Annotated in this window: 11 protein-coding genes; 9 read left to right on the plus strand and 2 right to left on the minus strand. The window is 68.0% G+C overall.

The genetic code is table 11. The features are described from left to right. The first annotated feature begins 32 nt into the window (after window positions 1–32). The 6 genes from AABQ55_RS31915 to AABQ55_RS31940 all read left to right on the plus strand — a co-directional run bounded on the left by AABQ55_RS31915 (window position 33) and on the right by AABQ55_RS31940 (window position 5,761). On the plus strand, window positions 33–506 hold the full coding sequence (locus AABQ55_RS31915) for a tripartite tricarboxylate transporter TctB family protein (protein WP_272808895.1): 474 nt from the start codon (window positions 33–35) through the stop codon (window positions 504–506). Window position 507: 1 nt separating this feature from the next. Then, on the plus strand, window positions 508–2,025 hold the full coding sequence (locus AABQ55_RS31920) for a tripartite tricarboxylate transporter permease (protein WP_244768868.1): 1,518 nt from the start codon (window positions 508–510) through the stop codon (window positions 2,023–2,025). A gap of 82 nt (window positions 2,026–2,107) precedes the next feature. After that, window positions 2,108–3,187, plus strand: a complete 1,080-nt coding sequence (locus AABQ55_RS31925) for an Ldh family oxidoreductase (protein WP_272808896.1) — start codon at window positions 2,108–2,110, stop codon at window positions 3,185–3,187. Then, entirely contained in the window at window positions 3,187–3,972 is a 786-nt protein-coding gene (locus AABQ55_RS31930) for a hydroxypyruvate isomerase family protein (RefSeq protein WP_272808897.1), read from the plus strand. Before AABQ55_RS31925 ends, AABQ55_RS31930 begins: the two co-directional genes overlap by 1 nt. Continuing rightward, window positions 3,969–5,345, plus strand: coding sequence for an NAD-dependent succinate-semialdehyde dehydrogenase (locus AABQ55_RS31935; RefSeq protein ID WP_272808898.1), 1,377 nt, complete (start codon window positions 3,969–3,971; stop codon window positions 5,343–5,345). The genes AABQ55_RS31930 and AABQ55_RS31935 overlap by 4 nt, the downstream gene beginning before the upstream one ends. Before the next feature lie 8 nt (window positions 5,346–5,353). After that, window positions 5,354–5,761, plus strand: coding sequence for a cupin domain-containing protein (locus tag AABQ55_RS31940; RefSeq protein ID WP_272808899.1), 408 nt, complete (start codon window positions 5,354–5,356; stop codon window positions 5,759–5,761). A gap of 282 nt (window positions 5,762–6,043) precedes the next feature. On the opposite strand, the gene AABQ55_RS31945 is transcribed toward AABQ55_RS31940, so the two are convergent. Together AABQ55_RS31945 and AABQ55_RS31950 are read right to left on the minus strand one after the other, a co-directional pair. Beyond that, window positions 6,044–7,123 (minus strand): threonine aldolase family protein, encoded by a 1,080-nt coding sequence (locus AABQ55_RS31945; RefSeq protein ID WP_272808900.1) that lies wholly within the window; start codon window positions 7,121–7,123, stop codon window positions 6,044–6,046. A 76-nt stretch (window positions 7,124–7,199) separates the two neighbouring features. After that, the gene (locus tag AABQ55_RS31950) at window positions 7,200–8,609 is read right to left on the minus strand and encodes a helix-turn-helix domain-containing protein (RefSeq protein WP_272808901.1); all 1,410 of its coding nucleotides are present in this window, start codon (window positions 8,607–8,609) and stop codon (window positions 7,200–7,202) included. A gap of 119 nt (window positions 8,610–8,728) precedes the next feature. Between AABQ55_RS31950 and AABQ55_RS31955 the strand changes: the two genes are divergently transcribed. From AABQ55_RS31955 to AABQ55_RS31965, 3 genes are read left to right on the plus strand one after another with little or no spacing between them, the layout of a single operon-like run. After that, window positions 8,729–10,261, plus strand: a complete 1,533-nt coding sequence (locus tag AABQ55_RS31955; RefSeq protein ID WP_272808902.1) for an acyl-CoA carboxylase subunit beta — start codon at window positions 8,729–8,731, stop codon at window positions 10,259–10,261. 14 nt (window positions 10,262–10,275) lie between these two features. Then, entirely contained in the window at window positions 10,276–10,578 is a 303-nt protein-coding gene (locus AABQ55_RS31960; protein ID WP_272808903.1) for a hypothetical protein, read from the plus strand. Then, window positions 10,578–12,596: an acetyl-CoA carboxylase biotin carboxylase subunit gene (locus AABQ55_RS31965; protein WP_272808904.1), complete on the plus strand. Its 2,019-nt coding sequence runs from the start codon at window positions 10,578–10,580 to the stop codon at window positions 12,594–12,596. Before AABQ55_RS31960 ends, AABQ55_RS31965 begins: the two co-directional genes overlap by 1 nt.

Below are 12,596 nucleotides of genomic sequence, written 5' to 3' on the forward strand. Positions count from 1 at the left end.
CCGCCGCCGCGCTTTTCGAAAGGATGTCTGACATGACGGAACGCCCCTATTGGATTGCGGCGGGAACGGTCGGCTGGGGAGCCATCGTTTTCTTGAAGGCCGCGGAACTGCCCCAGTTCGACCAGTACGCCCATGTCGGCCCGGGCTTCATGCCCTCGGCCGTCGGGCTCGGCCTGGTCGTTCTGGGCCTGCTGCTGGCACTGCAGATCTACCGGGGCGTTCCGTTCGAGGAACAGGGCGCCGAGGACGTGAGCGAGGACCACAAGGTCAACTACATGGCGCTCGGCCTTGCCGCGGCCGCCAGCGCCCTGCCGATGCTGACGATGAAGCCGCTCGGCTTCGTCATCACCTGCACCGGCTGTTTCGTGCTGGTCGCGGCGGCCTTCAAGTCGCGCCGCTGGCATCTCGACCTGGTGCTCGGCTTCGGCTTCTCGCTTTTGTGCTGGTGGCTCTTCCGCAAGCTGGGCGTCCAGCTCGGCGGTCTTCTTCCGATGATGGGGGTGTAGGATGGACGCGATCACCGGCCTGATGAACGGTTTTTCCGTCGCCCTGCAGCCGCAGAACCTGTTTTGGGCCTTCGTCGGCACCTTCATGGGCACCGCCATCGGCGTGCTGCCCGGCATCGGCCCGGCGCTGACCATCGCGCTGCTCCTGCCCGTCACCGTCTATATCGAACCGACGGCGGCCTTCATCATGTTCGCCGGCATCCTGTACGGCGCGATGTATGGCGGCTCCACCACCTCGATCCTGCTCAACACGCCCGGCGAGAGCGGCTCGATGATGACCGCGCTGGAAGGCAACAAGATGGCCCGCCAGGGCCGCGGCGCGGCGGCGCTCTGCACGGCCGCGATCGGCTCCTTCGTCGCCGGCACCATCGGCACGCTCGGCATCACCTTCCTCGCCCCGCCCATCGCCGAGCTCGCCTTCATCTTCAAGCCGCAGGACTATTTCGCCCTGATGCTGCTCGCCTTCCTGTCCGTCTCCGTGGTGATGGGGACGTCCAAGGTGCGCGGCTTCATCGCGCTCTTCCTCGGCCTGTCGCTCGGCGTCGTCGGCATCGACAAGCAGACCGGCCTGCAAAGGCTGACCTTCGGCGTGCCGGACCTCATGGACGGCGTCGAGATGACCGTCGTGCTCGTCTCGCTCTTCGCCGTCGGCGAGACGCTCTATGTCGCCAGCCGCTTCGGCTTCCAGAAGCCCAACCTCAATCCGCTTTCCGGCGGCATCTGGATGACGAAGGAAGACTGGAAGCGCTCGTGGAAGCCGTGGCTGCGCGGCACCGGCTTCGGCTTTCCCATCGGCGCGCTGCCGGCCGGCGGCGCGGAGATCCCGACTTTCCTCTCCTATACGGTCGAGCGCAACCTGACCAAGCATCCGGAGGAGTTCGGCCATGGCGCCATCGAGGGCGTGGCCGGTCCCGAGGCCGCGAACAACGCCGCTGCCGCCGGCGTGCTGGTGCCGCTCCTGACGCTCGGCCTGCCGACCTCGGCCACCGCCGCGATCCTGCTCGCCGCCTTCCAGAACTACGGGCTGCAGCCGGGGCCGCTGCTGTTCATCAACTCCGCCGATCTCGTCTGGGGCCTCATCGCCTCGCTCTATGTCGGCAACCTGATGCTGCTGATCCTCAACCTGCCGCTGGCGGGGCTGTGGGTGCGGCTGCTCTTCATCCCGCGTCCCTATCTCTATGCCGGCATCCTGATCTTCTCGCTGGTCGGCATCTGGGGCGTGTCGAACTCCTGGGTGGACCTTGCCATGATGGCCGGCGTCGGCGTGCTCGGCTACATGATGCGCGTCTATGATTTCCCGATCGCGCCGGTGCTGATCGGCCTCATCCTCGGGCCGATGGCGGAGGTGCAGATGCGCCGGGCGCTCGCCGTGGGGCAGGGGGATCCGACGGTCTTCGTCTCCACCCCGCTCTCGGCCGTGCTCATCGCCGTCTCGGTCCTGATCCTGATCGTGCCGGCGATGCTGCACTGGCGGCGCACCCGCAAGATCGACATGCCCGACGAAACCGCCGGCGTCTGACGCCGCCCACCATCCACGCCGATGCCTGACCGGCCGCCTCCCTGCGGCCGGGCGGGCGGTCGCAACCCTCCGGGAGCCCGAAATGGCCGAAACGCTTTATTTTAGAGCCGAAGACCTGATCCGATACGCCAAAGCCCTGTTCCTCTCCGTGGGCATGAGCGAGGCGGACGCGGCGCTGATCGCGGGCGACCTCGTCAAGGCGAACCTGCGCGGCGTCGACAGCCACGGCGTCAGCCGCATCCCGATGTATCTGGAGCGGCTGAAGCGCGGCCTCGTCAATCCGCGCCCCGACGTGACGGTGACGAAGGCGGCTGGCGCCGTCGCCGCGGTCGACGGCGACAACGGCATGGGCTTCATCGCCTCGAACATCGCTATGAACGCCGCCTGCGACATTGCCGGCGAGATGGGCATCGGCCTTGCCGGCGTCCGCCGCTCCACCCATTTCGGCATGGGGGCGTGTTATGCGCTGCGCGCCATCGAGCGCGGCTTCATCTCGATGATCTTCACCAATTCCTCGCCCGCCATTCCGATGTGGGGCGGGCGCACCACCTTCCTCGGCGCAAGCCCCATCGCCGCCGGTATTCCGGGCGGCAAGCACCCGCCCTATCTCATGGACATGGCGATGACGGTGATTGCGCGCGGCAAGATCCGGCTCGCCGCCATGAAGGGCGATCCGATAGCCGAGGGCCTGGCGCTCGATGTCGAGGGCAACCCCACCACGGACGCCGCCAAGGCCTTCGAGGGCGTCTGCCTGCCCTTCGGCGGCGTCAAGGGCTCGGTGCTGGCGACGCTGATGGACCTGATGTCCGGCGTCCTCACCGGCGCGAATTTCGGCGGCGACGTGAAGAGCCTCTATTTCGACCATTCCGAGCCGCAGAATGTCGGCCACCTGTTCTTCGCCATCAAGCCCGACCTCTTCCTCTCGCTGGACGATTTCGGCGCGCGGATGGATGAATTCTACGAGCGCATCAAGCGGCTGCCGCGCGCGGCCGGCGTCGAGGAGATCATGATGCCGGGCGAACCGGAGCAGCGCCGCGAGGACGAGCGCCGCCGCACCGGCATTCCCGTCACCGGCAATGTCGTCGCGGACCTTGCCGCCGAGGGCGCGGGCGCCGGCATCGCCGTGCCGGAAGGCAGCGCGGCCCCATTCGAGGCGGCCTGATGAACCGTCTCTCCGCCCATATCGGCTATCTCTACGCAGACCTGCCGCTTGCCGAGCGGCCGGCGGCGGCGGCGCACGACGGCTTCACCGCCGTCGAGCATCCGGAGCCCTGGGCGGTGCCGGCGAAGGAGATGCGGGCCCGCCTTGCCGATCTCGGCCTCACCTTCTCGCAGGTCACCTCGGGCATGGGCGATGCGGCTGCGGGCGAGAAGGGCCTTGCCGCGCTCGCCGGCCGCGAGGCGGAGTTCCGCGCCGGCTTCGACCGCGCGCTCGCCTATGCGCTGGAGGTCGATTGCCCCTTCGTCCACCCCATGGCGGGCGTGCCGAAGGGCGGGCTCCTCGATGCCGCCGAGACCTACAGGCTCAACCTCTCCTGGGCGCTGAACCGGGTGGAGGGCAGCGGCGTGCGGGTGCTCGTCGAGGCGATCACCATTCCCGGCTACCACATGGGCAGCCTTACCCTCGCTGCGGACCTGCAGGACCAGTTCCAGGGCCGTTTCGCCCTCCTGTTCGACACCTACCATGCCGCCGTGCTCGGCGAGGACCCGCGCCGCTGGATCACGCGGAACGCCGGCCGCCTCGGCCATGTCCATATCGCCGACCATCCCGGCCGCCACGAGCCGGGAACCGGCACGCTCTCCTTCGAGTCCGTCCTTACCGCCCTCACGGCGGCGGGCTATGCCGGCGCCATCGGCTTCGAATACATCCCCTCCGCCGCGACATCCGCCAGCGCTGCCTTCCTGCCCGGCTGGAAGCGGCTCCTTTCCGAAAAGGTTTCGCCATGACAGCCATCACCTCCGTCAACCCCGCCACCGGCCGGCCCATCCGCAGCTTCGACCTGCAGGACGATGCCGCCGTGGACGCCGCTTTGGAAGCGGCCGCCCGGGCGCAGCGTGCCTGGCGGCGCGTGCCGGTCGGCGAGCGCGTGGCGCTGCTCACCCGCATGGCCGCGGCGCTGCGCGCCGGCAAGGCGCGCTATGCCGGGATGATCGTGCGCGAAATGGGCAAGCCCATCGCGGAAGCCGAGGCCGAGATCGAGAAATGCGCGTATAATTGCGACTTCTATGCCGAGCATGCGCCGGCCTATCTCGCCGACGAGCCCGTCGCCTCCAATGCCAGCGAAAGCGTCGTCGCCTTCGAGCCGCTCGGCGTGGTGCTGGCGATCATGCCGTGGAACTATCCGTTCTGGCAGTATTTCCGCTTCGCCGCCCCGGCGCTCGCCGCCGGCAACGGCGCCATCCTCAAGCATGCCAACAACGTGCCGGAATGCGCGCTCGCCGTGCAGGAGGTGATGGAGGCCGCCGGCGCCCCGGCCGGGCTGACGGCGACGCTCCTCGTCGACACGTCCAGGGTCGCCGGCCTCATCGCCGACCCGCGCATCGCCGCCGTGACGCTGACCGGCTCGACCGAGGTCGGCGCCATCGTCGCCGCGCAGGCCGGCAAGGCGCTGAAGAAGCAGGTGCTGGAGCTCGGCGGTTCCGACCCGTTCATCGTGCTCGCCGATGCCGATCTCGACGCCGCCGCCGAGACCGCCGTCAAGGCGCGCTACATCAATGTCGGCCAGTCCTGCGTCAACGCCAAGCGCTTCATCGTGGAGGAGGCCGTGGCGGACCGCTTCACCGCGCTCTTCGTCGAAAAGGCCGCCGCGCTGACGATCGGCGATCCCATGGCGCGCGACACGAAGATCGGCCCGATGGCCCGCGAGAACCTGCGCACCGGCCTGCACGAGCAGGTGAAGCGCTCGCTCGCCGAAGGGGCCGTGCTGAAGCTCGGCGGCGCGCCGGTCGAGGGCGACGGCTTCTACTATCCGCCGACCGTGCTCGATCATGTCCGGCCCGGCATGACCGCCTTCCGTGAGGAGACCTTCGGCCCGGTCGCCGCCATCATCCGCGCGAAGGACGCAGACGAGGCCGTCGCCATGGCCAATGACAGCGAATACGGCCTCGGCGCCGCGCTCTGGACGGGCGACGTAGCCCGCGGCCGGGCGCTTGCCGCCCGCATCGATGCCGGCGCCGTCTTCATCAACGGCATGACCGCCTCCGACCCGCGCTACCCCTTCGGCGGCATCAAGCGCTCCGGCTACGGGCGCGAGCTCGGCGTCTACGGCATCCGCGAATTCGTCAACGTCAAGACCGTCTGGATCGGTCCTTCCAAGTGAGGTCCCACATGCCCGAACCTGCCATCCTGCGCCCGCACGAACTGAAGACCAACGATCGCGGCGGCGGCGCGCGCACCACGCCGCTCGTCACCCGCCGCTGCGGCTCCACCAGCATGATCAACGGCATCACCGCCTTCGATCCCGGCGCCGCAATCGGCCTGCATTTCCACAATTGCGAGGAGAGCGTCATGGTGATCGAGGGCGAGGCGATCGCCGAGATCGACGGTGTCGAGCACCACCTCGCCACCAACGACACGACCTGGATCCCGGCCAACGTGCCGCACCGCTTCATCAACGCGTCGGACAAGCCGATGCGCATCTTCTGGACCTATGCCACGGTCGACGCCACCCGCACCATGGTCGCGACAGGCGAGAGCCGGTCGATCGACGCCGAACACGGCCACGCACCGAAATGACGGAGAAAGCCCTGCCGCCGGCTGCTACCCATCGGACGGCAGGGCAATCGCATATGGAATTCAACGTTGCCGCCTTCCCCTTCTCCCCCGCGGGGAGAAGGTGGCCCGAAGGGTCGGATGAGGGGGTGATTCGGGTGGGATTCCTAACTTCCCTGCCTTCGCCATCCCCCTCATCCGCCTGCCGGCACCTTCTCCCCGCGGGGGAGAAGGGGAAGAACGGTAATGCCGAATTCCATATGCGATTGCCCTGTAGCTGACAGGGGGTATGGCGCGCAGCCTTTTCTATGGCGCGGCATGACCTTGCGGAGCGGCCCGCAGCCGCGCCAGCGCCGCCACGATCGCCCGCCCGGCGGTCTCGACGTCCCCGGCCGAAATATCGAGATGGGTGACCAGGCGGATGCGGCTTACGCCCTCGACATTGACGCGGATCGCCGCGCCGAGCAGCGCCTCGGCCAATGCGCGCGCGGCAACGCCCGTGCCGGCAAGGTCGAGGAAGAGGATGTTGGTGAAGCTGCTCTCGGGTTGCAGCGTCAGGCCCGGCACGCCGGCAAGGAGCGCGGCAAGCCGCCGGGCATTGTCATGGTCCTCCGCCAGGCGCGCGACATTGTGGTCGAGCGCATAGAGCCCCGCGGCGGCGAGGATGCCGGACTGCCGCATCGCCCCGCCGAGCCGGTGCTTCCAGACCAGGGCTTCCTCGATGAAGGCCTCCGGTCCCGCCAGCACGGCGCCGACCGGGCATCCCAGTCCCTTGGAGAGGTCGATCCAGACGCTGTCGCAGGGCGCGGCGAAGCGCGCCGCCGCAAGGCCGGTGGCGACAGCGGCGTTGAGCAGCCGCGCGCCGTCCATGTGCAGCGCAAGCCCCTTCTCCTGCGCCAGCGCCTTCAGGGCGAGGATCTCCGCCTCGGGCCAGATGCGCCCGCCGCCCCGGTTGGTGGTCTGCTCGATGGCGATGACCCGGCTGCGCGGCGAACGGTGGCGCGGCGCCCGCAGCCGGCGGGCGACGTCCTCCACGGAAAAGAGGCCCGTCGCCGTCTCGATCGGCCGGAACTGCGCGCCGGAAAGCGCGGCCGCCCCCGCCCCCTCCGAGCCGAAGACATGGGCGTTCTCCGCGCAGACGATCTCGTCCCCCGCCCGGCAATGGACGAGGAAGGCGATCTGGTTCGCCATCGTCCCGGACGGCAGGAACAGCGCCTTCTCCTGCCCGAGAAGCCCGGCCGACCGCGCCTCCAGCGCCAGCGTCGTCGGGTCCTCGCCCCGCTGCTCGTCGCCCACGGGCGCCGCCGCGATGGCCTGGCGCATGCCCTTGGAGGGGCGCGTCGCGGTGTCGGCGGCAAGATCGATGAGGCGGGGCTGTGTCGGCATGTCTCGTCGGTCCTTCCCGTGTTCGAAATCGGCCGGGACTATGCAGGGACCGCCCGGCGAAAGGCAAGCCGGCCCCTCAGGCAAGACGGTAGGGGATCGTCTCGCGGATGTCGGGATCGACTTGCAGGCGGCCGCGGATCGGCGGGACGGCGCGGCTCGGACAGTTGCCACGCTCGCACAGCCGGCAGGAAATGCCGATCGGCTCGAAGCGGGAGCGCTCGCCGATCGCAAGGTCGTCGGCATAGACGAACTGGTCGGCATAGGAGACCTCGCAGCCGAAGGCGAGCACATAGCCCGTGCGCGTGGCGGCAAAGCCGCCGGTGCCCTTGAAGGTCTGCGTCGCAAGACAGAGATAGCGCACCCCGTCGGGCGTTTCGGCCAGCTGGCGGATGATGCCCTGCGGCACCTCGAAGGCCCGGTGGGCGTTCCACAGCGGACAGGCCGCGCCGAAGCGGGCGAATTGCAGCTTGGTCGCGCTGTGTCGCTTGGTGATGTTGCCGGCGCGGTCGATCCGGGCGAAGAAGATCGGCACGCCCTTGCTGCCCGGCCGCTGCAGCGTGGAGAGCCGGTGACAGACCTGTTCCAGCGAGGCCTCGAAGCGGGCGGAGAGCAGTTCGATATCGTGGCGCAGTTTTTGCGCGGCGGAAAGGAATTCACCGTAGGGCATGACGAGGGCGCCGGCGAAATAGTTGTGCAGCCCGATGCGACAGATGTCCCTTGCTTCGTCCGTGCGAAAATTCGCCCGCTGCACGATCTCCTCGATCTCCTGTGCCGCATGGAGCTGGGAGACCTGGTGGGCGAGCTGGAAGACCTGCGTCGGGTTCGCCGAGAGCCGGTTGAGGGTCAGCACCTTCCGCTCGCGGTCGTAATGGCGCAGCGGGCCGTCATTGGTCTCGGCGAAGGCGACCGAGACGCCGAACTGCTTTTCAAGGTGGCGCACGAGGGCGGACCTGCGGTCGAAGCCCGCACCGTAGAGGCCGGCCGCCAGCGTTTCGGCAAGAACATCGAGCGCGTGCACGTAGTTGTCGACGAAATGGAAGAAGTCGCGCACCTCCTCGTAGGGCGTGGCGCCGAGGCCGGGGGCGTTCTCGCGGTCGTGGTCGAGGCTCGCCAGCTGCTCGCTCTTGCGGCGATAGGCCTGGTGGGCGAGCACGAGTGCATGGGCGAGCGCCGGGGCGTTCTGCGAAATCAGCTTGAGTTCCTGGAGGGAAGGGCTGAAACTCTCGAAGATCGGGTCGGCGAGCGCCTCGCTGAGCGCCGAGAGCAGCCGGTCGGTCTCCCCGCGCGAAAGCTCGCTGATGTCGAGGTTGAACTTGTCGGCGAGCTGCAAGAGCACGGCGGCGGAGACGGGGCGCTGGTTGTTCTCGATCTGGTTGAGGTAGCTGGTGGAGATGCCGATGCGCTTGGCGAACTGGCTCTGCGTCTGCTGGCTCGCCACGCGCAACTCGCGCACCTTCAGGCCGATGAACAGTTTTCCGAGTGCCATGTTCGCAATTTCGCAAGTTTCAATTCGCGAATTTATAATTCCACATTCGCGCCCGATCAAGACTTCAGCAAACCTGTGCAAACCGGTATGACTACCAGACGACACCAGTGGGAGCCTTCATGCGCGACATCCTTGAACAACTCGAACAACGCCGCAGCGAGGCGAGGCTCGGCGGCGGCCAGAAGCGCATCGACGCCCAGCACGGCAAGGGCAAGCTGACGGCGCGCGAGCGCATCGAGGTGCTGCTCGACGAGGGCTCCTTCGAGGAATACGACATGTACGTCACCCACCGGGCCGTCGATTTCGGCATGGCGGGGCAGACCTTCGCGGGCGACGGCGTCGTCACCGGCTGGGGCACGATCAACGGCCGGCAGGTCTATGTCTTCAGCCAGGATTTCACCGTGCTCGGCGGCTCGCTGTCGGAAACCCATGCCCAGAAGATCTGCAAGATCATGGACATGGCGGTGCGCAACGGTGCCCCGGTCATCGGCCTCAACGACAGCGGCGGCGCGCGCATCCAGGAGGGCGTCGCCTCGCTCGCCGGCTATGCCGAGGTGTTCCGCCGCAATGCGGAGGCCTCCGGCGTCATCCCGCAGATCTCCGTCATCATGGGCCCCTGCGCGGGCGGCGCCGTCTATTCGCCGGCCATGACCGACTTCATCTTCATGGTGCGCGACACGTCCTACATGTTCGTGACCGGCCCGGACGTGGTGAAGACCGTCACCAACGAGATCGTCACCGCCGAGGAACTCGGCGGCGCCGGCACCCACACGAAGAAGTCCTCCGTCGCCGACGCGGCCTACGAGAACGACGTCGAGACGCTGGAGAATGTCCGGCTGCTCTTCGATTTCCTGCCGCTCAACAACCGCGAGAAGCCGCCGGTCCGCCCGTTCCACGACGACCCCGCGCGCCTCGAGATGCGCCTCGACAGCCTCGTGCCCGAAAGCTCGACCAAGCCCTACGACATGAAGGAGCTGATCCTGGCTCTGGCCGACGAGGGCGATTTCTTCGAATTGCAGGAGGCCTTCGCCCGCAACATCATCACCGGCTTCATCCGGCTGGAAGGCCAGACGGTCGGCGTCGTCGCCAACCAGCCGATGGTGCTGGCCGGCTGCCTCGACATCGATTCCGCCCGCAAGGCCGCGAAATTCGTGCGCTTCTGCGATGCCTTCTCGATCCCGCTCCTGACCCTCGTCGACGTGCCCGGCTTCCTGCCCGGCACCGCGCAGGAATATAACGGCATCATCAAGCACGGCGCCAAGCTGCTCTTCGCCTACAGCCAGGCGACGGTGCCGATGGTGACGTTGATCACCCGCAAGGCCTATGGCGGGGCCTATGACGTCATGGCCTCCAAGCATATCGGCGCCGATGTCAACTATGCCTGGCCGACCGCCGAGATCGCCGTCATGGGCGCCAAGGGCGCGACCGAGATCCTCTATCGCTCGGAGCTCGGCGATGCGGAGAAGATCGCCGCCCGCACGAAGGAATACGAGGAACGTTTCGCCAATCCCTTCGTCGCCGCCGAGCGCGGCTTCATCGACGAGGTGATCATGCCGCATTCCTCGCGCCGGCGCATCGCCCGGGCCTTCGCATCGCTGAAAAACAAGCAGGTGGAGACGCGCTGGAAGAAGCACGACACGATACCCCTTTGACGAGGGCGGGGAGGATGGAACGGCCGGAACTGACGCCGGAGGAGGCACGCAAGGATCACTGGCACATGCTGCGCTTCATGATGCTGCATGCGCTCGTCGGCGGCCTGATCGGCGCGGCGACGGCCGCCGCCGTCATCGTCCTCGATATCGGCGGCATCGGCACGCGCATCGCCCGCGCGGCGGATCCGGTCATGCCGGTGCTGCTGCTCGTCGTGCCCTTCGCCTCGCTGTTCGGCGGGGCCGCGACGGCCTCGGCCATCCTGCTGATGCCTTACGAAAAGAAATACAAAGACAGACCGGGACCGGAAGACACCTGATGTTCAAGAAAATCCTGATTGCCAATCGCGGCGAGATCGCCTGCCGCGTCATCAAGACCGCCCGCAGGCTCGGCATTCCCACCGTCGCGGTCTACTCCGATGCCGACCGCAACGCGCTGCATGTGACCATGGCCGACGAGGCCGTGCATATCGGGCCGGCGCCGTCGGCACAGTCCTACATCGTCATCGACCGCATCCTCGACGCCATCCGCAAGACCGGCGCGGACGCCGTGCATCCCGGCTACGGCTTCCTGTCGGAAAACGCCGCCTTCGCCGAGGCGCTGGAGAAGGAGGGCGTCGCCTTCATCGGCCCGCCGGTCGGCGCCATCCAGGCGATGGGCGACAAGATCACCTCGAAGAAGCTGGCGGCGGAGGCGGGCGTCAACACGGTGCCGGGCCATATGGGCCTGATCGAGGATGCCGACGAGGCGGTGACGATCGCCTCGCGCATCGGCTATCCCGTGATGATCAAGGCGTCCGCCGGCGGCGGCGGCAAGGGCATGCGCATCGCCTGGAACGACGCGGAGGCGCGCGAGGGCTTCCAGTCCTCCCGGAACGAGGCGAAGAGCTCGTTCGGCGACGACCGCATCTTCATCGAGAAGTTCGTCACGCAGCCGCGCCATATCGAGATCCAGGTGCTGGGCGACAAGCACGGCAGCACGCTCTATCTCGGCGAGCGCGAATGCTCGATCCAGCGGCGCAACCAGAAGGTCATCGAGGAGGCGCCGTCGCCCTTCCTCGATGCGGCAACGCGCAAGGCCATGGGCGAGCAGGCCGTGGCGCTGGCGAAGGCCGTCGGCTACCATTCCGCCGGTACGGTGGAGTTCATCGTCGACGGGAACCGCAATTTCTACTTCCTCGAAATGAACACGCGCCTGCAGGTCGAGCATCCGGTGACGGAGCTCATCACCGGCATCGACCTCGTCGAGCAGATGATCCGCGTCGCCGCCGGCGAAAAGCTGGCCTTCGGGCAGGACGACGTGAAGCTGGACGGCTGGGCGATCGAAAGCCGCCTCTATGCCGAGGACCCCTACCGCAACTTCCTGCCGTCGATCGGCCGCCTCACGCGCTACCGCCCGCCGGCCGAGGGCAAGGCGGCCGACGGCACGGTCGTGCGCAACGATACCGGCGTCTACGAGGGCGGCGAGATCTCGATGTATTACGACCCGATGGTCGCCAAGCTCTGCGCCTGGGCACCGGGCGAGGGGGCGGAGGCCCGGCTTGCGGCGGTGGATGCCATGGCCCGCGCGCTCGACGCTTTCGAGGTCGAGGGCGTCGGCCACAACCTGCCGTTCCTGTCGGCCGTCATGCAGCAGCCGCGGTTCCGCGAGGGCCGGCTGACAACCGCCTATATCGCGGAGGAGTTCCCGGACGGCTTTAACGGCGTCGAGCCGGATGGAGAGGCCGCGCGGGTGCTTGCCGCCGTCGCCGCCTCGGTCAACCAGGTGATGCAGGCCCGCGCCGTGCAGATTTCCGGCACGATCGGCAACCACCGCCGCGTCCTCGGCAAGGACTGGGTCGTGCGCTTCGGCGAGACCGAGCTTGCCCTGACGCTGGAAACCGGCGTGGAGGGCGCCAGCGTGCGCTTTGCCGACGGCACCGTGCTGCCCGTCGCCGGCAGCTTCGTGCCGGGCTCCACCCATGCCTCCTTCACCATTGCCGGCGAGACGGTCGGCATGAAGGTCGATCTCGTCGGCCCGGCCATCCGCCTGCGCTGGCGGGGCATGGACGTCAAGGCCCATGTCCGTTCGGGCCGGGTCGCGGCGCTGGCGCGGCTGATGCCGAAGAAGCAGCCGCCGGACACCTCGAAGATGCTGCTCTGCCCGATGCCGGGCGTCATCACCTCCGTCAGCGTCAAGGCGGGCGATACGGTCGAGGCCGGGCAGGCGCTCGCCGTCGTCGAGGCGATGAAGATGGAGAACATCCTGCGCGCGGAAAAGCGCGCGGTCGTCAGCCGCGTCGCCGTCGAGCCGGGCGCGAGCCTTGCGGTCGACGAGCTGATCATGGAGTTCGAATGA

The organism is Shinella sp. WSD5-1 (genome assembly GCF_963942435.1).
Classification (GTDB): Bacteria; Pseudomonadota; Alphaproteobacteria; order Rhizobiales; family Rhizobiaceae; genus Shinella; species Shinella yambaruensis.